Genomic DNA, 20,352 nt, shown 5'->3' on the forward strand with positions numbered 1-20,352 from the left:
TAGAACTTCTTCTCTTTTACCATTACGGCTTTTCTGCTTCTTGTTGTGGTTCAAGTGGCGGCACAAGTGTTACACCTAACTCTGTACCAGGTTGCAACAATGTTCCTTCTGGCACACTTTGTTCAGTTACGTATCCGGTACCAGTAGGTTTTAAGTTAAGCTTTAATGTTTTTGCTAAATTCATAACATCACGAAGTGCCCAGCCTTGTATATTTGGCATTGTAGGTTTATCTCCCACTAAGAACACTCTGTCACCCTTCAATGTTTGTTCAGTCGCTTTCGGTACTTGTTGCTGTACTTTCCCTTCACCTAATACGATTGGGCGAAGTTTTGCTTTATCAATAGCTTTTTTCGCTTCTTCCATCGTTTTTCCCGTTACATCTGGAACAGCAGTTTGTTGCTCTTTCACATATTTCTTCGGATCTTTCACTTCATTAGGCTTAATCTTTAAATACTCTAAACTATTCTTCGTTACATATTTAAAAATATCAGCTAAAGGTTGTGCACCACTCTCATCATCTTTCAACTTCGGTTTTTTAACAGCTACATATACAACAAGTTGCGGATCATCCATAGGTGCCATACCTAAGAACGAGAATATGTAATTCTCTCTTCCTGTCATATAGCCACCTTTTCCATCCGGAATTTGCGCTGTTCCTGTTTTACCACCAACTGAATATCCATCGACTTTATAAGCAGTTCCTGTTCCTTTCGGTGATGTAACAACACGTTCTAATAACTGCCTTACTTGCGCTGCTGTCTCTTTTGTAACCGGTTTTCCCACTTCTTCTGGCTTATGTTCTAATTTTACTTCCCCTGTTATCGGATCTACAATTTTATCAATTGTATAAGGTTTCATCATTTTCCCATCGTTCGCAATAGCCGTTGCAGCTTGTACAAGCTGAATTGGTGTTACAGTAGAACCTTGTCCAAAAGCTGTCGTTACTTGCTGTATTTGCTGATCGAATAAAATGGTATTTGAACCTTCATCAGGTAAATCAATATTCGTTTTTTCATCTAATCCGAAAGCGTGAATATACTTTCGGAAACGGTCTGGACCAAGTTTTTGATCACCTAAAATAGCAAACGCTACGTTGGAAGAGCGCTCTACCCCTTCATCAAATGTGATAGATCCCCATCCAGCGCCGCCATTATGATCTTTTATTTTGCGGTTCCCGACTTGATATGTACCAGACTGATAATAATCTTGTCCCTTATACACACCTTCATTTATAGCTGCTGCTAGCGTGAAAATTTTCATTGTTGATCCAGGTTCAAATGCATTTGCAATTGCATCATTATAATAATACTCATTAATTTCCTGGTTCGGATCATAACTAGGTTTACTAGACATCGCTAATATTTTCCCTGTTTTTGGATCCGCAACAATTCCTATTAAGCTTTCCGGTTCATAATGTTTACTCGCTTCTTTCATCGCGTCTTCTAAATAACTTTGAATACGTTGGTCAAGCGTTAAATAAACATTATCTCCATTTTTAGGTGCCTTTACATTCACTTTTCCACCGTCAAGAGATACTCCTCTACGGTCACCTGTATAAGCTACTTTTCCATTAGCAGCACCTAAATACTTATCCAAACTCTTTTCTAAACCAAATTGTCCTATAGCAATTCCTTTATCATCAGGTCTCGCATGACCTACAACATAAGATGCGAAATCACCATTTGGATACACTCTTGCATTTTCTGTAATAAAAGATATACCCGGCAACTTCAATGCTTCGATTTGTTCCTTCTGTTCTTTCGTCAAGCCCCTACCTAAATTCCCAAACTCTACCTGACTTCTACCTTCTTTATTTAACGTATCTAAAATCTTCTTTTCATCTTTTCCGAGTACACCCGCAATTTTCTTGGCGGTATCCTCTTTATTCTCAACCGGCTTCGCACCTTTTAGTTCCGCTACAAGTTTATAAGAGTTTGCATCTTGCGCTAACACATGACCGTTTTGATCATAAATCGTCCCGCGATTTGCTTCGAGAACTCCTGTTTTACTATGTTTTTGCTGAGCGAGTTTATCCAAATCCTGATTATGCACTGTCCCTGTCGCTTGTATGTAAAAAAATCGGGCTAATAACAGCAAAAAGAGCAGGAGGAATAAAATCATAAAATACCCTGCTCCCTTATTGGTATGAAATTTAGTCATATTTCTCTTCATTTTCCCTTCACACCTATTGCCTTATTTGAGGCCTTTCACATTATTCGCATTAATTTCTAGCCCGTGTTTTTTTGCAACTTCAGCGATTCGTTCATAACGACTTAACTTCTCTACTTCAGCCTGTAACTCTTGATTTTCTTTTTGCTGCTGTACAATTTTTTGTTCTATTGTCGCAGCTTCTACATTAACTTGATAAAGGCCTGCTTTATTTCCAATAAACGCTACACAGGCATACAATAAAAAGCCAATAAACGCTACATACAACAGTTTTTCGATTCTTGTAATCTTCGCTTTAGCTTTCGGCTGAACCATCTGCTGTGGGGGCGTTTGAATCTGAACCTCTTCTTGCGCTTGTTGCTTGTACTTTACAGCTAAGTTACTCATACCTCTCTCCCCTTTTTATCGTTTTTCAGCGATTCTCAATTTCGCAGAACGCGCTCGATTATTTTCTTCTAACTCTATATCAGAAGGTAAAATCGGTTTTCTTGTAATAAGCTTTAACTTCGGCTTAAATTCATCAGGAATAATTGGTAATCCTGGTGGCAATTGTGGCGTTGTACTATTTCGCTTAAACGTCGTTTTACAAATACGGTCTTCTAAAGAATGGAATGTTATAACGCTAACTCTTCCGCCTGGCTTGACCATCTCAATTGCAGATTCCAACGCTTCTTCAAATACTTTCAATTCATCATTTACCGCAATACGGATCGCTTGGAACACTCGCTTCGCAGGATGTCCACCCGTTCTACGAGCAGGAGCTGGAATACCCTCTTTAATTAGTTCTACTAATTCCCCTGTCGTTTCAATAGCTTTATTCTCACGATACGCTTCAATTTTTCTTGCTATTTGTTTTGAAAATTTCTCTTCGCCATACTGGAAGAAAATCCTTACAAGTTGTTCATATGACCAACTATTTACAACATCATAGGCTGTTAATGGGGCATCTTGATCCATTCGCATATCTAACGGTGCATCATGATGGTAACTAAAGCCACGCTCTGGTGTATCTAATTGCGGGGATGAAACACCTAAATCAAATAAAATACCGTCTACTTCTGTTATACCTAATTCCTGTAGTTTTTCAGATAGGTAACGGAAATTACTCTTTACTGTTATGAACTGCTCACCGTATGAAGAGAATTTTTCTTTCGCATTTTGAATTGCTATCTCATCTTGATCAAACGCGATTAATCTTCCGCCTTCAGTTAATTGGGATAATAAATAAGAACTATGTCCTCCTCCCCCCAGTGTACAATCTACATATGTACCACCTGGCTTTATATCTAAGCCATCTACTGTTTCCTTCAAAAGCACTGTTACGTGATTAAACATTGTTGCACCTACTCTTTTTCCAATTAATTATGTTGAATGTATCTCCTCCTCTAAACGCATATTTCACGACTAGAGAACGAAATACTATGAAAGAACGACTCATTTAACTTGCCTACAAAGGCAGCATACTATACAAATCGCCATTTTCTTTTATTATATACTAAATTTTATCATCTTTTGCGGGAATTTAAATAAAAAACTGTCGAAAAAGATAATAATACGTTTACATTTTGTGCTATTTTGTCATATATTTAAGTATCCTGCATAATTGCAATATCCACTGTTTTTAAATTAATAATTCAGAAAAATTTCACTTCACAGTAAATTCAACGAGATAAAAATAAAATCCTGCTCCTAAGAGCAAGATTCTACAGTTTTATAACGTGATGTTTTCCATTCCAAGAAAACGGCTTTTCCATTACACGATCAATGAAATCTAAACCGTACTGATTTAAATAGTAACATATATTCCACACACGCTCTTGCGGCGCTCCTGATGGACGGAGTGCAAATTGTATGCGACGGAATTTGTTTAGTTGCACTTCATGTTTTTTCTCAACATTTCTTTTCAACATTCTTTCCAACAGTTCGATTTGTTCATTAATTTTGAATTCATTTTTCCCTGCAAACGCACTTAACCCTGGATCTATTTTCTTCACAAACTGTTGTAATGACTTATGAATATTCATTATTTCTTTTTTCGCCTCTACAAATCGGTCATCTATCGGTTCCTCTATTTGATTAGATAACCAATCATCACGCAACTTATCTACGTTATTTAAAAACGGATCACTCTCTTGCAATTGTAAATCGTGTAAATCTGTCGCTATATCCCTCTCTATATAAGTAATTGTAATACGCGGAACGACAGGCGGCGTTCGGAAACCGATAGTATGGAAGACTTGTTGTAATTCACTCCAGTAAGCTAATTCCCCTGGACCTCCAATAAACGCCAACGTAGGAAATACATACTCTTGCATAAGAGGGCGCGTTACAACATTATTACTAAAGCGCTCTGGGCTTCTTTCCATCTCTTCAATCAATTCTTCATATGAAAAGGAATACGTCCCATCCTTCCCAACAAACTTCCCTTGATTGTCTTCAAGCAACACTCGCTCATTATCAATTTCCATGAATATATGTACTGCATTAGACTTTGTTTCAATAATTGGCTTATATCCTAATTCTTTAATTACTTCCTGTTGGTTATGAAGCCCCTCTTGCACTTCTTTATACTTACTTACAATTTGTTTAAAAAACGGCACTTCTAATTTTCTTAATTCAGGATGATGCGAATCGACAAGAATTAAACCAGAATTTATGAACATTTTCATAATAAGGTGACCAAAGAAATCTACATACGTATTCGATTTCCGTAAAGAATCATCAATAAATCGCAGTACATCCTTTGTAAAATTCGTTTCAGGGTATGTTTTAAAAATTTCTTCAATCCACTTTCTACAGTCTTCCAAAGAAAGCTCAGACTCTGAAGCACTCGCCTTTTTCGGATTACGATCATGAAAAATAGTCTTTTTTATTTTTTTATTCTTCGTTACAAAAGTATGATTAATTTCATCCATATCATGGTCTTCACCAGCAATCCAGAAAACAGGAACAACTTTAACGCCTAAACTTTCTTCCTTTTCCTTCGCAAGCTGTAAAACTGAAATAATTTTATGAATCGTATAAAGTGGCCCAGTTAATAACCCAGCTTGTTGTCCAGCTATAACAACATATGTATCTTCATCTTCAAGCGCTTTTACATTTTGAATTGTAGCTTCTCCCGCTTGTAATTTTGTATTATATTCTAATAAATGCGCTACTAAATCTTGGCGGAAAAACTCCCTCTCACGCAAATCTTGTACACGCTGTTTAAAAGCATCTTCTGTTAACATATAATCAAAACACGACTGTATCTCTTTTTTACCGTTCATATAGTCCGCTACAACACCTTGTTGCGGAACAGAGATTTCTTTTATCTCCATATAATTCTTCCTTTCGTATCCTGTTCTCTCACCAATCCACATTGTAGTCAATGTTTCACATAAAAGCAAAGAATTACACTTATACTTTTACTTCTAACCCTTTTATTGCATCGAACAAAAATTGAAGTGTCGGAACGGATCGTTGCTGTTTCTTAGCTTCTTCTAATACATATCCAACAATCGCACCAATCTCTGTTTGTCTATTCGCCCTTACATCTGCCAGCATAGATGATGTATTATGAGATGTTCTTTCACATACATGACGTACCATTTCCCATACCATTTCTTTTTCTTCTTTAACGAGAAAAACGACTTCCTGGAATACTTGCTCCATCATCTGATAAAAAAACGGGTTCGTGATCAATTCTCCGTTCTTGACCTGTAATAATGCCGTCAATGGATTGATACATACATTCACTACTAATTTTTTGTGCATAACATCCTTCCAATTATCTTCTATTCGAATTGGAAAATGCGGAAAAGGAAAGCAATTAAATATTTTTTCAAAATGTATAGACCGACCGCGCACGATTCCAAACTTCGTTACACCTATCCCTGTATGATAAACGATATGTCTTTCTTCTTTTTTCGCACCATGCTCTACAATTCCAACTGCAATATTTTCATTCTCTATTTTCTGCATAGCATGAAGGTGTGACATTCCGTTTTGCAAAAAGACTACTGAAGATTTCCCTCGCACAAAAGGTAGTATGTCAGTTATATGATATTGCTTAACAGCAATAAATATATAATCTAGCTGCTGGTCTAGCATACTTTCTATTGGTAATACTGGCGGGAATACCGTTTCACGTTTCCCCTCCCTAATACAAGTTACACCCGTTATATTTAATTCGTCAGCCTGCTTAGCTGTCCTTGTAAACAACGTAACATCTTGATTACTTTTTTGTAAATAAAATGTATACAATAGACCGATAGCTCCCGGTCCCACAACTCCAATTTTCATTTTCACACAAGGAACTCATTTGAACACGATACATAAGTCCCTTTTTCCCCTCCTCTTTTATTCCGCGAACCTCCGATTCATACGGAATCATAATTAACTAAAGATGATCAAATGCCACCTCTTCTTTCAATATGTATATACTACTTATTACTATGCTTCTACTCTTAGTTTAGCAAATCCTCAAAAAAATAATAAAAGAAATACACTATCATCTTCATAAAAATAAAAAAATGAGTTATAATATTATTATAAATATTTTCACTTTTCTGCATTCAATGAGACAAAAAGGATGTGATGTTATGGGATTCCCAAAAGTTGAGCGCTTGCTCATCAATTATAAAACATTAGACGAGTTTAAAAAATTTAAAGGCTGCGGAGCTCAAGAACTATCCATGTTAGAAGAATTACAAGCAAACATTATTGAAAACAATAGTGAATCTCCATTTTACGGTATTTATTACGGCGGATCACTCATTGCACGTATGAGTCTATACATGAAAAGGAACGGCGGGGAACCATTCGAAATTACAGGTACTTACCTAGAACTTTATAAACTTGAAGTATTACCAACTTTCCAAAAACAAGGATTCGGAGAAATGCTTGTAAATTATGCGAAGGGACTGCAGTTCCCAATTAAAACGATCGCACGTATCCATTCAGCTGGTTTTTGGGATAAATTAAATTTCCAACCTGTGTCAGTACCTGATGGTGATTTTTACGTTTGGCACCCAGAAACAAATTTGAATGCGGTTACAAACGAAGAGTCTGCATAAGAAATAAAAAAACAGCTACATAGCAGCTGTTTTTTTATTTCTTTAACTTCTCTAATTTCCCATTCGAACGAGCGCTATTTCTTTCCGCTACCATTACACTTCTTTTTTGATCGATATAATCAAGCAATGTTCTATATTCTTCCTCATATACTGATAATCGCTCCAACAGGCTCTCTTTCTCTGTTTGTAACGATTCAATTTGCTGTTGCAACACCACTAAAGAGTTTTCATCTTTATAATTTTGCAAGAAATCAATAACATCATTCAATGTAATTGACGTAGGTTCTAATACCTTTGTCTCTTTCACTTCATAATTTTCCACTTTACGCAGTTGCTTCGCTTCTTCAATACGTTCTTTGTATTGCTTTCTAACGTAAGAATTCCATCTAAAGCCACATGCTGCTGGTGTACGTGATAAATGTCTTCCCACTTCTTTAAAGGCAGATAATTGCGTTCCACCTTCTCGAATATGCCGGAGTACTACTTCTGCCAGAAGCAAATCTTCATCATCAGTCCAAGCATCTTGTCTTGTTGTCGCCATCTCTCTAGTCCTCCCTATGCATTTTTTATTAAACATATGCAGTTACTAGAAAAGATAGAATACAACAAATGAAGAATAAGACAAAAAAAAAAAATAAACGTAGAAGATATCTTCTACGTTTATTTTCCCGCAATTACTTGCTGATTACTTCTTTACCTTTGTAAGTACCGCATGCTTTACATACACGGTGAGCTAATTTCGCTTCACCACAGCTTGGGCACTCTACCATACCAGGTACTGATAATTTGAAATGCGTACGACGCTTTCTTTTTACTGTTTTAGAAGTTCTTCTAAAAGGTACAGCCATTCTTCCCACCTCCTTAAAAGAAATAGTTATTTTCATATGAAGGCCTGAACCAGTCTTCCGATTATTTGTCAAAAAACTTTGCAAGTCCTGCCAATCTTGGATCAACAGGCTTTTCTTTGTCTTCTTCCGAAATCACTTGCCAGTCTTGACCTTGCGTCGGTGCTCCACCAGAAACATCATCACTGAAAATTTGCATTGGAATCTCCAAAAGTATATTTTCCTTGATTACGGGCAGTAAGTCAAGTACTTCTCCTTCTAAACAATGAATTTCAGCTTCAGTTTCAAATTCTTCTTGTGAAGTTTGGAACACCTCAGTTGTTTTAATGTCAAATGGTAATGTCACATCTACTAAAGAGCGAGAACATGGTAAAACCATGCTTCCAGTTATATGTAGATGGAACGTAAACTTACCGGAGCCAAAATCAACTCTTCCTGTTACGTGAACAGGATTAATTTCACGAATATCTTTCTCGACCTCTTTTAGCTCACTTACATCTACCATCTCATCCAATGTCAATCCTTTATTTCTCAATTTATTCAATTGATGGATGGACCATTTCATATCATATCACCTCAAGGCAACAAACAAAATTATAGCTAGCCATTTTATATTTGTCAATGTTTTTTCTTTACACTATAATGAAGTCATCATAGTAAATAATATATAGAGTATCACGTTTTTCAAAAAGATGCTACATCGAAAGGAGAGATTACCATAAAAGCCAGTGGTATTGTTGTTGAATATAACCCTTTTCATAACGGTCATGCTTATCATGTGCAACAAACAAAAAAGTTAACACACTCTGATATTACAATCGCTGTTATGAGTGGCCCTTTTTTACAACGTGGTGAGCCAGCACTCGTATCCAAATGGTATCGTACCAAAATGGCCTTAGCATGCGGTGTAGACCTCGTTGTAGAGCTTCCTTATGCCTTTTCAACGCAAAAGGCCGAAACCTTTGCAAATGGCGCTATTTCTATTTTAAACGCCCTACACGTTTCTGAAATTTGTTTCGGCAGTGAAGATGGACAAATCGAAAATTTTTATAACACCATCTCTGTGCAGAAAAATGAAGAAGAGACTTTTAATCGTCTTGTAAAGCAATTTATGAACGCAGGTAATAGTTACGCAAAAGCTACATCTGAAGCTTTCCTACACATTTTATCTTCTGAAAAAAATATAGACATGTCACAACCAAATAACATTTTAGGCTTCCAATACATAAAAGCAATTCTAATGCAAAATAGTTCTATGCAAGCACAAACGATAAAAAGGTTCGCATCTCATTATCATGATGAAACATTTAACGATCAACATATTGCAAGCGCAACAAGTATTCGCAAACAACTTTTTAGTGAAAATAGTTCCTTTACAGAAATTGAGCCTTTCATCCCAAAAGCGACTGCTTCTCTTTTAGCAAGTTATAAACAAAACTACGGGACATTACATAATTGGGAACAATACTTTTCATTTTTTAAATACAAACTTATGACAATGTCTCCAGAAGACTTACGACATATATATGAAATTGAGGAAGGTTTAGAGCATCGTATTTTATCAAAAATACAAACCAGTTCCTCCTTCCATTCATTCATGGAAGCGTTAAAAACGAAACGTTATACGTGGACTAGATTACAAAGAGCTTGTACACATATTTTAACAAATACAACAAAAGAAGAAATACATTGCGCAAATATAGAGCAACATGCACCATACATTCGTCTATTAGGCATGTCACAAAAAGGACAAACGTACCTTTCAAAAAACAAGAAAAAAATAGAGCTTCCAATCCTTACCCATACAAAAACATTTGACCATCCTACTTTACACATAGATCGAAAAGCCAATTCTGTATATTTCTCCATCATACAAGAACCATTACGAACACAACTACTAAAACAAGATGCAACACATCACCCAATTCGTTACGATGAAACAACTGCAAAATTCCTATAAAAAAATCTCTCTTTTCAGAGAGATTTTTTTATTTCTTGCCCATTTTTTCCAAATACATTAATGCATCATCCAACGTATCAACTGGCACAACTTTCATTTTCGTTTTAATATCTTTCGCAGCCTCAAGTGCATCTTTATAATTCGATTTCTCCGCACCTTTTTCATTTGGTGCAAAGAACACTTCAGCACCAGCATCACTTGCAGCAACCACTTTTTGCTGAATACCACCAATCGGGCCAACTTCTCCCTTTTCATTGATCGTCCCTGTTCCAGCTATTTCATGCCCTCTTGTTAAATCATCTTCCACCAGTTGATTATATATTTCTAATGTAAACATTAGGCCTGCCGATGGTCCGCCTATTTCATGAGAGTCAATTTTCACTTTCGGATCTACCACTAATTCTCTTTCCGTAACGATAGAAACACCTATACCAACACGTCCATTTCCATTCGGAATAGTCTTTACATTTAAATTTTCTTTTAACTGTTTCCCATCCCTCTTGTACTCAATATTTACTGTATCTCCTTCTTTTTTCCCTGTCATATATTCAATAAATTGTTCTGTCTTTTCAAATGTTTTTCCGTCGACGGCAATGATAACATCTCCAAGTTTAAGCTTTCCTTCTGAAGGCATCCCTTTCGCTACACCAGCAACCAACACACCTTTATTTTCAAAAGAAACAGTACGATTTGCACGTTTATAAGCATTATAAATCGCTGCATTTTGCGAATCTTTCATCGCATAATTTTGGCGAAATTGATATTCTTCATCACTTTCACCCTTTTGCAATATTTCTTCCGCTTTTGAAATATGTGTATATTTATTAAACTGTGCCGCTATTAAATTCACTACATTTGCCGGTCCCATTGAAACCGTAACAAGCATAAAATCACCTGATTCTTTTGTTCCCCCTTCAACTTGAACGTAAGGCTCTAATTTGGCAGCCATTCCTGGTTTCGTTACATAATACGGCAGACGTACATAAACAAGTAACATTGCCAATATAACCCCTATTAAAATTGCATATATAAACCGAAAACGCTTAAACATTATGTTTCTCCTTCCACTGCTCAATTAATAAATGAATATTTGCAACATGCTTTTCCGCTTCTACCTCTCCAACTCGAATAATGTCTTCAATGTTTGTAAAAGCCCGGGAACTAAATTGTTCTACAGCTGGTCGCATCATTAAATCAGATGCAATTTGCCGATTTATCACAAGCTCATGTTGCATAATTTCAATACTCTGCATAATTACATCATAAATAGACGTAACCTCTCCATTTACTTTAATCGGGGATACATCAACAGCAATGACAATATCGGCACCTAACTCTTTCACAACCGATACTGGGATGCGATCAATTACTCCGCCATCTACCAATAATCGTCCATCTATTTTCTCTGGCACAAACACTCCAGGTACAGAAATGCTTGCTCTCACCGCCTCTGCAACTGGACCACTTGTAAAAACTACTTTTTCCCCCTTTAAGATATCAGTAGCCACAACAGCCGTCGGGATATCTAATTCTTCTAAATTTTTATTATATGTAAACATTTTAATCATATCTTTGACACGTTTTCCAGAAATAAATCCCATTTTCGGAACCGTAAAATCTAAATAATATTTCCTCTTAAAAACATTTGCCAGTTTATACAGTCTTTCAACGTTTGAACTAGCCGCATAAAATGTACCTACTAAAGCCCCCATACTACTTCCTGCAATCATATGAATCGGTATATCATTTTCCCTTAAAACCTTTATAACACCAATATGAGCAAAACCTTTTGCGCCCCCAGATCCAAGAGCTAAGCCAATTTTCGGTTTTTTCACTTTTCTCACCCTTTAATTTTTTTCGTTCCTTTTTCATACTTATGGTCTAAATTCACTACGTATCCACGTATACTGAAATGAACGTTTTTTGGGACAAAGGGGGATTTACTTACATGTATGAAAAATGGAAAACGGCTTTCCTTACCATATCAACACTTTTTTTAACCTTTTCTCTTGTACTCCACCCCCAAGCTGCTTTACAAGCTTCCATTCGAGGGTTAAATATATGGTGGGAAGTTGTATTCCCTTCACTTTTACCGTTTTTCATCATTGCCGAACTTCTCATTAGTATTGGTGTTGTAAAATTTATAGGCGTTATATTAGAACCACTTATGCGACCACTTTTCCGCGTTCCAGGAATAGGCGGATTTGTTTGGGCAATGGGAATGGCTTCAGGCTTTCCCGCTGGCGCCAAATTAAGCGCTAGACTGCGCAAAAGCAATCAGCTAACACAAATTGAAGCAGAGCGCCTCGTATCTTTTACAAACTCATCCAATCCACTTTTTATTTTTGGCGCTGTTTCTATCGGTTTTTTCAATAATCCGAAATTAGGAATCGTATTAGCTGCTGCACATTATGTAAGTAATTTTGCTGTCGGGTTACTGATGCGTTTTTATGGCAATAACAACAGTTCCACGCATGATAAACATGTTACTAAAAAACACCCTTTTCAAAACCCTTTTTCAATTCTACACGAGACACGTATGCAAGAAAAAAGACCAATAGGAAAATTACTTGGGGACGCTATCGTTTCTTCTATTCAAACGCTACTTATGATTGGTGGATTTATTATTTTATTCTCTGTTTTAAATAAAATGATTACTGTATTTCATATTACAGCAGCCCTTTCTTTTATTATGCAACATATTTTATCATTCTTCCAACTAACTACTGAATTTAGTATCCCCATATTATCTGGCATGTTTGAAATGACACTTGGAAGCCAAATGATTAGTCAAATAACTGAAACACCCCTCCTGCAGCAAGCTATGGTAACAAGCTTTATTTTAGCATTTAGCGGCCTTTCTATTCAGGCACAAGTCGCTAGCATATTAGCTGAAACAGACATTAGATTTAAGCCCTATTTTTTCGCACGAATTATCCAAAGTATTCTTGCCCCTATTTTTACTTTTATATTTTGGAAACCATTTTATGAAAAAGTAAGCTCTTTTTCACCTATGCAAAAAGATATCCCTGTCTTTTTATCGAATCATTCTTCTATTCTGCATGAAATTTGGACATCTTTTATACACTACGGACCGATATTTACATTATTTTGCTTATATGTATATGTCATCTTATTATTTTTTCGGAGCAACAAAGAAAAACCCCGTTCACTTTAACGGGGTTTGAAACTTTTCTTTTAAAGCACGTTCTACAACAGGAGGTACAAGATCTACTACACTTCCTCCATATCTCGCAACTTCTTTCACAATGCTCGAGCTTAAAAATGAGTATTGATTGTTTGTCATAATAAAAAAGGTTTCAATGTTTTCATCTAACTTTCGATTCATAGAAGTAATTTGCATCTCATATTCAAAATCAGAAACTGCTCGTAATCCACGTAAAATCGCGTTCGCATTACGCATTTTTGCATACTCAACTAGTAGTCCACTATGTGAATCTACTTTGACATTAGGAATATCCTTTGTTGCTTCTCGAATTAAATCTAAACGCTCTTCCACTGAAAAGAACGGTTTTTTTGACGAGTTGTTTAAAACTACTACGTATACCTCGTCAAATACTTTTGCTCCCCTTTTAATAATATCCAGATGCCCAAGGGTAATTGGATCAAAACTTCCCGAAGAAATAGCTATACTTGTCATTCCGTCCCCTCACCTTCATACTTATAAATCGATATCGCTGTAATGCCATAATTTTCAGCTCGCACTTTTACAAGTCTTCCTATAGCCTCAGGTAAAACTACATCATTACCATGCTCCGCCATAATTAAACCATCGTTATGTAGTAATCCATGTTGATCCATTACACTAATTAAAGATACAATTTTTTGATCTTTATATGGAGGATCAATTAATATAAGATCAAATGATATTTCACGTTTTATAAGTGCTTTTATCGCCCGTTCTGCATCATTCCGATATACTTCAGCTTGTTCCTGTATTCTACAACTTTCTAAATTTTGATGGATTACCTTTATCGCTTTATTGTCTCGATCAACAAAAATTGCTTTATCAATCCCTCTACTTATAGCTTCGATTCCAAGACCACCGCTACCACCAAATAAATCAAGAGCGACACCCCCATCAAAATAAGGGCCTATCATATTAAAAATGGATTCTTTTACTTTATCAGTCGTTGGACGTGTTGTATTACCTGGCACCGCTTTAAGTGGGTGTCCTTTACATTTTCCTGAAACTACTCTCATCTGTTGTCACTACCTTTATTTCAATCTATCGAGCAATTATAGAAAGCCTTTCTCCATTCGGTAACCGCTACCAAACTTTACGATTCCATTCATCTTCCAACGAAGACTAGAAGAACTTAGCTTAAAATAACCGCTCTGCATTTTTATGTATTCATCTCACCATTCGCTAACACGAACTATTCGTTTCACTTTATCTTTTTTATCCTATCATAAAATAAAAAAAAGAAAAATAAAAAGCCCAACATAAAATTTAATTTCATCATGTATATCTTCATTTAGATTGGACATAAATAACTATAACAACATCACCTTCGATGTTGTTGCCAACCGCGGAGAAGACTTACGTTTCCCCATAAGTTCTTCCTCCGGTTTCTCCTCTCCCTTTGCCTTCTTACTAGTACATGCTAGTATAAGAAGGGCCCTGCTTTGCAGGGTTTTTTTTCTTTGTCTACTTTTCATTTAAAAAGTGAGATGGTACAGTAAAAGAAAGAGGAGGAAAAGATATGATTCAACGCTTTATAGAACTCGGAGAGGGCTACTCTGATTTATATGAATTACTTGAAATTGCCAAAGCAAATCAAGAACGTATAACACATATGTTACAATTTGAAACAATTAAAAATGAAAAAAAAGTGTGCTCACTTGTTGTAATATTAAAACCAACTACTACTGGTGATTTCCAACCATTATACATATGTCGTGAAGGCATTCCTGTACTTGAAAATAAAAAAAGTAAACGCGTCATTTTATTTGAAGAAACGGCAGAACAACTTGGAAAAAAAGTGACTACCTTTACGGTAAAACCGTCCACAACTTTCCCAGAAAAAGAACTGTTTTTCAATCATTTAATTGGTATTTTACGAATGAATAATTTTATTCCTCCAATGAAATAATGTGTTATTTCAAATAAAAAATCCCCTGTTAAAATTAGCAGGGGATTTTTTCTATTAGCTATAATCGTATTCTTTTGCCCGATCAGGACGTGAATTTTCAAATTCCGTTTTTAAATACGGGCGGTACGACTGTTCTATCTTTTTCACAAAAGGAAGTTTGTTCAACTTTTGCATCATATGCTCAATTTGTTCCATATCACAATATACTACTGCATATTTTAAACGTTTTGATATGTAATGTATGTTACCATATTTTCTTAAAATCTTGGCATGTTTCAATGAATGTAAATAAACAATCATACTTTGTCGTTGCCCGAACATAATCTTCTCCATCTTCTCCTTTTAAAAACATATATTTTATATTTTATGAAAACCAATCAGAAATTTATGACATTACAGGACAAACTCTGTATACGTTTTCTTCTATCTTCTAAAAAACGGGGTGATTTACCCCGTTTTTTTACAACCGCAACCTCCGCCGGTACCACAACCGCCACCACAGCCACCAGCATCAAAAAATGGATTTCCTGTTGGAACTTTGATGGAAGAGGACACCTCAGAACCGATTGCTACACTAACTTCATCTAACAACTTTTGTAAAGCCGTTTCTACTCGTTTAAAAGCTGCAATCTTATCATGTAAATCTACAGAACGCTTCAATTCCCTCATTTTCGTCGAAACGAAAGTATAGTCAGGATGATATTTACCGAAACGTTGCACTTCCTCATATCGTTCTTTCATCGCTGTAAATTGCTGAATTAACGTCTGAACTTCCATATCTTCATGCAAGTCTTTATAATATTTACGGTAATCTTCTGCTATATCTGAACAGATGATCGCTTTTGCAAGCTGCTCTGCCTTATCTAATATTAATACGCTTTCTAGCGTCACTACAATCATGAGAGACACCTCCGAGTATTTATCATACCACATTTAGAATAGAACTACTAATTGAAGTGTCTCACTAAACAGAAAGATATCATTCTAACTATTTTTTAATAATTTCAGTACACATTTATACATTAATATGTTCCGCGATGTTGTATTTAACAACATCCCACTTCCCACTATTTTCATTCACATAACTAATACATGCGTTTTTTAACGGTGTCTTAAACGAAATATCTTCCGGAGCAATTGCATGTAAAATTGCTTTTATCGCATGAGAATGGGCTACAATAATAATACGTTTGCCAGAATGAGTTTCTGCAACATCTTTTACCGCAGCAAAACAACGAGCTACAATTTCTTCATCTTGCTCCATACCTTCTACTTTACCTTCTGCAATTAATTCCCTAACAGTCGCAACTGGCTTCCCAGAAGCTTCACCAAAATTACGTTCAACAAATCGCTCATCTAATAAAATTGATTGTAATCCAGTTGCCTCTGCAATTTCCTTAGCTGTTTCTTGCGCTCTAATTAATGGGCTACTTATAATTATATCCCATGCCTCCGCTTGCAAAGCAGCTGCACTTTGACTCGCTTGCTTCTTCCCCACTTCATTAAGCGGAATATCTTCACGTCCCTGAATAATCTCTTGAAAATTCCAATCAGTTTGTCCATGTCGTACTAAACAAATTTCCGTCATGCTCATGCTGCAACTCCTTTTTAAATAATCCGCTTCTATTGTATCAAAAGTTCTGCATGACGGACATAGTTTTCCCTTCCAATTATGTTGCATTTTGCTGCTTCATATACTGAAACATATCAATCATAATGGAAGCAACTGCCAATTGATTTTGAAATTTCTCAACTTTATCTGGTATCGTTTTTTTGAAATGTTGCATAGCTGCTAACTCAAATGCCTCTTTTTCTTCAGGGTTTCGCGTTAATTTTCTATACCAGTAAGGTTGCTCCCTAATATAGCGAGATAAATCCTCATCAGCCTTTATAAACTCCATAATTTCTGCTCTCATCCGCTTTCCTCCTAATCCTTCTGAAAGAAAAATGGATTATTTTCTGAAGTACTCTCTTCTTGCTGCGTGCGTTTTCCTTGAAATTGTTGAAAAACTTGTTGCACACTCCCAATAGCACTCGTCACATTGGCTAAATGATGTTGCATTTGTTCCACGTCTAACTTTTTAAAGAAAGAAAGCATTTGTCCCATCACATCAGCAGTTTTTTCCTCTTCAGTTCGAGTATCCTTTTCTTTTCCATTTTCTTTTTTCTTTTCTTTTACCGAAGAAAAAGCAGGCGCTCCATCCGGTCTAAAAGTTGCCCATATTGGATCTTCTTCACCAAGTAAGTACCATTCCTCATAAAACTGTTGCCAAGTTTTATGACCACTTCGAACTTCATGAACCATTTTAGGGTGATGGTTTACAAACTCTTTAAACTGTTGAACCGATGGATGTAACGGTCCTTTTGTTGTCGGCATAATCCTCACCTCTTCATGTATATCTACTATATAATAAGAAAAAAAAGGCGCATGGTTCGCCTATTTTTAGACGATTCATGCACCTTTTTATCCTACTATTTGCATAGGGGAAGATTCCCATCCACAATTTACAGTTTCATTTTATTTCCGAATAAAATTTTGTGTATAAAACTTATCGTATACGCCAACACCTAATCCTGTAAATTGTTCATTCAATAAATTTTTTCGATGTCCCTCACTATTTAACCAACCTTGCAATGCCGCAACCCCATCACTATGTTGCGCCGCTATGTTCTCACCGGCAAGTTGAAATCCTACTTTCCCGCGCTGTAAACGATCTCCTAACGTACCTAATGTAGGTGAATCGTGTGAAAAGTAATTATTATCCTTCATATCTTTACTATGACCGATTGCCACCTCTGCCGTTTGTTGGTCCCACGCTAATAACGGTAAATTATGACGGCTTCGAATAATATTTGTTAAATCAAAAATTTGTTGCATATTCCCATTCTCTATTTGTTTCATTTTATCTGGAGTTAATGGTTGTTCTGCTAATAATTCACCCGAATAAACGAGCTGATACGGTCTTTGACGTAATAACGTTTCGTCATCCATATAACGAACACCGACAAGCTCATGCGTAAAATGATCAAAATATAATTGTGCCCAACCATCTTCTACTGGTACTAATGGTTGTTCCATCACTTCGGTATCAGATAACTCAAATTGATAACTATTCTTTCCTCTTTTTAACGAAATCTCATGAGAAAGTGGATTCTTTTTATACACATCTTCATACTTTTCATTTATATAATAAGGTGGCACCTTAACTTGCTCACCAGCGACATACGCCGTTACAATTTTACGTTCAGCAACCCCAAATTGAACATACTGAGCTAAATCTTGATTGTATACCCACCATTCATATCCGTAAGCAGATGGTTCTATTCGAGAAGGTTCGCCCCATTTTGCTAATAAATTTTCAGAGTCCCCACCAATCATATTTAAAACCGTATCAGAAGAGTCTTCATTTACTTGTTTTTTCTTTTTCACAATTTTATTTTCTTGCTTTGATTGAGATGGGGTTAATATATATTGTGAAACGAGTAATTTCCCGTATAAATCAACAGCTAAAATTAAAATTGTAATCATTACGATACGCAATAATTTCTTCAATCGATATACCTCCTGCAAAAAACATAAAATTGAGATATACACAAATCCTTTTCTTTCCTTTTTTTGTGTGTACCGTACTCTTTTCACTATATCATATTTTCGCAAAAAAAGTCTGGATTATCCCTTTTCTCTCAATATGAATTGCACTTTCTTATTATTCATACTATTATAAAAATAATGGTGTAACATTAAAAAAGGAGGTATTTTATGCAATTTACAAATACGAAATTTAATGGGGCAGTCGTTGATTTAACACTATTAACAGAGATTATGGAAAAGAACCATTTTGTACTTGCTGGACAGTGGGATTATGAACGAGTTACATACGATTATAAATTCGAAATATTAAACGATGTTTATTATTTACGTGTACAAGGTTTAGCTGTTGAAGGTGACATTGGCAGCAGACACGCTGAAATAAAGCTACTCCCTCCCTTATTAGGTAAACATTATTATCCTCACGGCGTTGAATATGGTGATGGTGAAACTTTCCCAACGAATGTCATTCAAAAAAGCGAACAACTCCTACAAAATATCGAAAAAGAGTTAAAAGAATTCCAAATCATTGAGTAAATAGAACAAGCGCATCAATATGATGCGCTTGTTCTATTTATCTTACTTAAGAATGAATCGTCTTTTTGACTGGATACCCATAAATAGTTCCATCCTTTACTTTAATCTCATCTTCCCAAGGAACCTTATATTTACCTTCAGCTAAATCTTTTACAAACGTATATGGGTTTTCTTTCACCCCACCAGGAGTCGCTACATATCCCCTTGAACCTAGATTATATATATTATTTTCGAGACCCCATCCTAATCTAGCTTGATCTGCTAGCTCTGGATATACTTCAGCAGTAACAATCTCCCAAGGATTTCGGTGTCCCTGCACTAAAGTAGTCCCATCAAAATTACATACTTGTCCTTCACCAAAATAATAAAATACACCATCATAACCGGCTAAGTTCACCGACAATGTATACATTAAATTTTGCCATGCATTCGAACGATTAGTTAACATCCATTGTTCACTAACTTGTGTGCTATATCCAGAAATACGAATCAAGACATTTGCACCTTTATAAGCTGCTTCACGAGCTACTTCAGGAAACATACCATCATGACAAATACAAACAGCTAATTTACTTCCTCCTGGTCCATCACAAACAGGTAAACCTAAATCTCCAGCCTTCCAAGGTTCAACTGGCACCCAAGGATTTAGCTTACGATACTTCAAAATCATTTCACCTTGTGGATCAATAATTATTGCTGTATTATACGGTTCTCCACCATCAGGATTTCTTTCCATTATAGAAAAAACACCATATACTTCAGACTCTTTACATGCCTCAGCAAACAAGTCTGTTTCTGGCCCAGGGACCGTACATAAAAACTCTTCTGTAGTCCATTTTTTTGTATTAAGCCCTTGCGTACTATATTCTGGAAATACTATCAATTCCAATCCAGGATACCCTGCTTTAGTTGAATGAATTGTTTTTATGATCTGTTTAATTTGTTTATCAATGTCTGCACGTGACTCTACTACCGGTACTGGATATTGTATTAATGCTGCTAAAAAACCACTAATTGGCTTTACCATACTTCCACTACTACCCATTTAAATTCCCCCTTAAAATAGTCCTTGTTTTA

Annotated in this window: 24 protein-coding genes; 5 read left to right on the forward strand and 19 right to left on the reverse strand. The window is 35.9% G+C overall.

Annotated features, from left to right (window positions below):
* Positions 1–22 precede the first annotated feature (22 nt).
* The 5 genes from MR070_RS00930 to panE all read right to left on the reverse strand — a co-directional run bounded on the left by MR070_RS00930 (position 23) and on the right by panE (position 6,460).
* On the reverse strand, positions 23–2,173 hold the full coding sequence (locus tag MR070_RS00930; RefSeq protein ID WP_472927047.1) for a penicillin-binding protein: 2,151 nt from the start codon (positions 2,171–2,173) through the stop codon (positions 23–25).
* Between the two features lie 21 nt (positions 2,174–2,194).
* Positions 2,195–2,557 (reverse strand): cell division protein FtsL, encoded by a 363-nt coding sequence (gene ftsL / locus MR070_RS00935; protein WP_000067081.1) that lies wholly within the window; start codon positions 2,555–2,557, stop codon positions 2,195–2,197.
* Positions 2,558–2,572: 15 nt separating this feature from the next.
* Positions 2,573–3,505, reverse strand: coding sequence for a 16S rRNA (cytosine(1402)-N(4))-methyltransferase RsmH (gene rsmH / locus MR070_RS00940; RefSeq protein WP_000481789.1), 933 nt, complete (start codon positions 3,503–3,505; stop codon positions 2,573–2,575).
* Between the two features lie 368 nt (positions 3,506–3,873).
* Positions 3,874–5,490 carry a bacillithiol biosynthesis cysteine-adding enzyme BshC gene (gene bshC, locus MR070_RS00945; RefSeq protein WP_242260390.1) on the reverse strand — a complete coding sequence of 539 codons (1,617 nt, stop codon included), beginning with the start codon at positions 5,488–5,490 and terminating at the stop codon, positions 3,874–3,876.
* Positions 5,491–5,569: 79 nt separating this feature from the next.
* Positions 5,570–6,460, reverse strand: a complete 891-nt coding sequence (gene panE, locus MR070_RS00950) for a 2-dehydropantoate 2-reductase (RefSeq protein WP_041185186.1) — start codon at positions 6,458–6,460, stop codon at positions 5,570–5,572.
* Positions 6,461–6,753: 293 nt separating this feature from the next.
* Here panE and MR070_RS00955 point away from each other — a divergent pair, with 293 nt between their 5' ends.
* Positions 6,754–7,227 carry an N-acetyltransferase gene (locus tag MR070_RS00955; RefSeq protein ID WP_000506707.1) on the forward strand — a complete coding sequence of 158 codons (474 nt, stop codon included), beginning with the start codon at positions 6,754–6,756 and terminating at the stop codon, positions 7,225–7,227.
* 34 nt (positions 7,228–7,261) lie between these two features.
* Here MR070_RS00955 and MR070_RS00960 read toward each other — a convergent pair whose 3' ends face one another.
* The 3 genes from MR070_RS00960 to MR070_RS00970 form a co-directional block, all read right to left on the reverse strand.
* Positions 7,262–7,768, reverse strand: coding sequence for an RsfA family transcriptional regulator (locus tag MR070_RS00960; RefSeq protein WP_000246478.1), 507 nt, complete (start codon positions 7,766–7,768; stop codon positions 7,262–7,264).
* Positions 7,769–7,901: 133 nt separating this feature from the next.
* A complete protein-coding gene (gene rpmF / locus MR070_RS00965) occupies positions 7,902–8,075 on the reverse strand; it encodes a 50S ribosomal protein L32 (RefSeq protein WP_001984764.1) in 174 nt (57 codons plus the stop codon).
* 61 nt (positions 8,076–8,136) lie between these two features.
* A complete protein-coding gene (locus MR070_RS00970) occupies positions 8,137–8,637 on the reverse strand; it encodes a YceD family protein (protein WP_000872145.1) in 501 nt (166 codons plus the stop codon).
* Between the two features lie 213 nt (positions 8,638–8,850).
* Between MR070_RS00970 and MR070_RS00975 the strand changes: the two genes are divergently transcribed.
* Positions 8,851–10,032: a nucleotidyltransferase gene (locus tag MR070_RS00975; protein ID WP_001187903.1), complete on the forward strand. Its 1,182-nt coding sequence runs from the start codon at positions 8,851–8,853 to the stop codon at positions 10,030–10,032.
* Between the two features lie 28 nt (positions 10,033–10,060).
* Here the strand turns inward: MR070_RS00975 and MR070_RS00980 are convergent, their stop codons facing one another.
* Positions 10,061–11,083, reverse strand: a complete 1,023-nt coding sequence (locus MR070_RS00980) for a SepM family pheromone-processing serine protease (protein WP_000476306.1) — start codon at positions 11,081–11,083, stop codon at positions 10,061–10,063.
* Entirely contained in the window at positions 11,076–11,867 is a 792-nt protein-coding gene (locus MR070_RS00985; protein ID WP_242260392.1) for a patatin-like phospholipase family protein, read from the reverse strand. Before MR070_RS00985 ends, MR070_RS00980 begins: the two co-directional genes overlap by 8 nt.
* Before the next feature lie 113 nt (positions 11,868–11,980).
* Here MR070_RS00985 and ylbJ point away from each other — a divergent pair, with 113 nt between their 5' ends.
* A complete protein-coding gene (gene ylbJ / locus MR070_RS00990) occupies positions 11,981–13,210 on the forward strand; it encodes a sporulation integral membrane protein YlbJ (RefSeq protein WP_000273105.1) in 1,230 nt (409 codons plus the stop codon).
* On the opposite strand, the gene coaD is transcribed toward ylbJ, so the two are convergent.
* Both coaD and rsmD read right to left on the reverse strand, forming a co-directional pair.
* The gene (gene coaD / locus MR070_RS00995; RefSeq protein ID WP_000200598.1) at positions 13,202–13,693 is read right to left on the reverse strand and encodes a pantetheine-phosphate adenylyltransferase; all 492 of its coding nucleotides are present in this window, start codon (positions 13,691–13,693) and stop codon (positions 13,202–13,204) included. The two genes, ylbJ and coaD, sit on opposite strands and share 9 nt — an antisense overlap.
* Positions 13,690–14,256 carry a 16S rRNA (guanine(966)-N(2))-methyltransferase RsmD gene (gene rsmD / locus MR070_RS01000; protein ID WP_001266987.1) on the reverse strand — a complete coding sequence of 189 codons (567 nt, stop codon included), beginning with the start codon at positions 14,254–14,256 and terminating at the stop codon, positions 13,690–13,692. Before rsmD ends, coaD begins: the two co-directional genes overlap by 4 nt.
* A 503-nt stretch (positions 14,257–14,759) precedes the next feature.
* On the opposite strand from rsmD, the gene MR070_RS01005 reads away from it, so the two are divergent.
* A complete protein-coding gene (locus MR070_RS01005; protein ID WP_000616011.1) occupies positions 14,760–15,149 on the forward strand; it encodes a DUF7147 family protein in 390 nt (129 codons plus the stop codon).
* Between the two features lie 54 nt (positions 15,150–15,203).
* Here MR070_RS01005 and MR070_RS01010 read toward each other — a convergent pair whose 3' ends face one another.
* The 6 genes from MR070_RS01010 to MR070_RS01035 form a co-directional block, all read right to left on the reverse strand.
* Complete coding sequence (locus MR070_RS01010; protein ID WP_002080814.1) at positions 15,204–15,470, reverse strand: YlbG family protein; 267 nt, start codon at positions 15,468–15,470, stop codon at positions 15,204–15,206.
* A 126-nt stretch (positions 15,471–15,596) separates the two neighbouring features.
* Positions 15,597–16,049 (reverse strand): YlbF/YmcA family competence regulator, encoded by a 453-nt coding sequence (locus tag MR070_RS01015; RefSeq protein WP_242260395.1) that lies wholly within the window; start codon positions 16,047–16,049, stop codon positions 15,597–15,599.
* Positions 16,050–16,164: 115 nt separating this feature from the next.
* Positions 16,165–16,737, reverse strand: coding sequence for a histidine phosphatase family protein (locus tag MR070_RS01020; RefSeq protein ID WP_001998138.1), 573 nt, complete (start codon positions 16,735–16,737; stop codon positions 16,165–16,167).
* 82 nt (positions 16,738–16,819) lie between these two features.
* Positions 16,820–17,065: a YlbE-like family protein gene (locus MR070_RS01025; RefSeq protein ID WP_001200990.1), complete on the reverse strand. Its 246-nt coding sequence runs from the start codon at positions 17,063–17,065 to the stop codon at positions 16,820–16,822.
* 11 nt (positions 17,066–17,076) lie between these two features.
* Positions 17,077–17,526 (reverse strand): YlbD family protein, encoded by a 450-nt coding sequence (ylbD, locus tag MR070_RS01030; RefSeq protein WP_001143335.1) that lies wholly within the window; start codon positions 17,524–17,526, stop codon positions 17,077–17,079.
* A gap of 141 nt (positions 17,527–17,667) precedes the next feature.
* The gene (locus MR070_RS01035) at positions 17,668–18,702 is read right to left on the reverse strand and encodes a CAP domain-containing protein (RefSeq protein ID WP_000735391.1); all 1,035 of its coding nucleotides are present in this window, start codon (positions 18,700–18,702) and stop codon (positions 17,668–17,670) included.
* A gap of 207 nt (positions 18,703–18,909) precedes the next feature.
* Between MR070_RS01035 and MR070_RS01040 the strand changes: the two genes are divergently transcribed.
* Positions 18,910–19,275 carry a YugN family protein gene (locus MR070_RS01040; RefSeq protein WP_001160940.1) on the forward strand — a complete coding sequence of 122 codons (366 nt, stop codon included), beginning with the start codon at positions 18,910–18,912 and terminating at the stop codon, positions 19,273–19,275.
* Between the two features lie 46 nt (positions 19,276–19,321).
* Here MR070_RS01040 and MR070_RS01045 read toward each other — a convergent pair whose 3' ends face one another.
* Entirely contained in the window at positions 19,322–20,320 is a 999-nt protein-coding gene (locus MR070_RS01045) for a formamidase (RefSeq protein WP_000535781.1), read from the reverse strand.
* Positions 20,321–20,352 lie beyond the last annotated feature (32 nt).

Origin of the sequence: Bacillus cereus group sp. BfR-BA-01453 (assembly GCF_022662915.1) — a bacterium.
GTDB lineage: Bacteria > Bacillota > Bacilli > Bacillales > Bacillaceae_G > Bacillus_A > Bacillus_A paranthracis.

What these genes read in the sequence shown, in the direction of transcription:
- MR070_RS01005 (WP_000616011.1), top strand. Translation starts at nt 14,760, where the DNA reads ATGATTCAACGCTTTATAGAACTCGGAGAGGGCTACTCTGATTTATAT.
- ylbJ (WP_000273105.1), top strand. Translation starts at nt 11,981, where the DNA reads ATGTATGAAAAATGGAAAACGGCTTTCCTTACCATATCAACACTTTTT.
- MR070_RS01040 (WP_001160940.1), top strand. Translation starts at nt 18,910, where the DNA reads ATGCAATTTACAAATACGAAATTTAATGGGGCAGTCGTTGATTTAACA.
- MR070_RS01015 (WP_242260395.1), bottom strand. Translation starts at nt 16,049, where the DNA reads ATGATTGTAGTGACGCTAGAAAGCGTATTAATATTAGATAAGGCAGAG.
- MR070_RS00955 (WP_000506707.1), top strand. Translation starts at nt 6,754, where the DNA reads ATGGGATTCCCAAAAGTTGAGCGCTTGCTCATCAATTATAAAACATTA.
- MR070_RS00970 (WP_000872145.1), bottom strand. Translation starts at nt 8,637, where the DNA reads ATGAAATGGTCCATCCATCAATTGAATAAATTGAGAAATAAAGGATTG.
- MR070_RS01020 (WP_001998138.1), bottom strand. Translation starts at nt 16,737, where the DNA reads ATGACGGAAATTTGTTTAGTACGACATGGACAAACTGATTGGAATTTT.
- rpmF (WP_001984764.1), bottom strand. Translation starts at nt 8,075, where the DNA reads ATGGCTGTACCTTTTAGAAGAACTTCTAAAACAGTAAAAAGAAAGCGT.
- MR070_RS01010 (WP_002080814.1), bottom strand. Translation starts at nt 15,470, where the DNA reads ATGTTCGGGCAACGACAAAGTATGATTGTTTATTTACATTCATTGAAA.
- rsmD (WP_001266987.1), bottom strand. Translation starts at nt 14,256, where the DNA reads ATGAGAGTAGTTTCAGGAAAATGTAAAGGACACCCACTTAAAGCGGTG.
- ylbD (WP_001143335.1), bottom strand. Translation starts at nt 17,526, where the DNA reads ATGCCGACAACAAAAGGACCGTTACATCCATCGGTTCAACAGTTTAAA.
- MR070_RS00980 (WP_000476306.1), bottom strand. Translation starts at nt 11,083, where the DNA reads ATGTTTAAGCGTTTTCGGTTTATATATGCAATTTTAATAGGGGTTATA.
- coaD (WP_000200598.1), bottom strand. Translation starts at nt 13,693, where the DNA reads ATGACAAGTATAGCTATTTCTTCGGGAAGTTTTGATCCAATTACCCTT.
- MR070_RS00930 (WP_472927047.1), bottom strand. Translation starts at nt 2,173, where the DNA reads ATGAAGAGAAATATGACTAAATTTCATACCAATAAGGGAGCAGGGTAT.
- MR070_RS01025 (WP_001200990.1), bottom strand. Translation starts at nt 17,065, where the DNA reads ATGAGAGCAGAAATTATGGAGTTTATAAAGGCTGATGAGGATTTATCT.
- MR070_RS00960 (WP_000246478.1), bottom strand. Translation starts at nt 7,768, where the DNA reads ATGGCGACAACAAGACAAGATGCTTGGACTGATGATGAAGATTTGCTT.
- MR070_RS01045 (WP_000535781.1), bottom strand. Translation starts at nt 20,320, where the DNA reads ATGGGTAGTAGTGGAAGTATGGTAAAGCCAATTAGTGGTTTTTTAGCA.
- bshC (WP_242260390.1), bottom strand. Translation starts at nt 5,490, where the DNA reads ATGGAGATAAAAGAAATCTCTGTTCCGCAACAAGGTGTTGTAGCGGAC.
- ftsL (WP_000067081.1), bottom strand. Translation starts at nt 2,557, where the DNA reads ATGAGTAACTTAGCTGTAAAGTACAAGCAACAAGCGCAAGAAGAGGTT.
- rsmH (WP_000481789.1), bottom strand. Translation starts at nt 3,505, where the DNA reads ATGTTTAATCACGTAACAGTGCTTTTGAAGGAAACAGTAGATGGCTTA.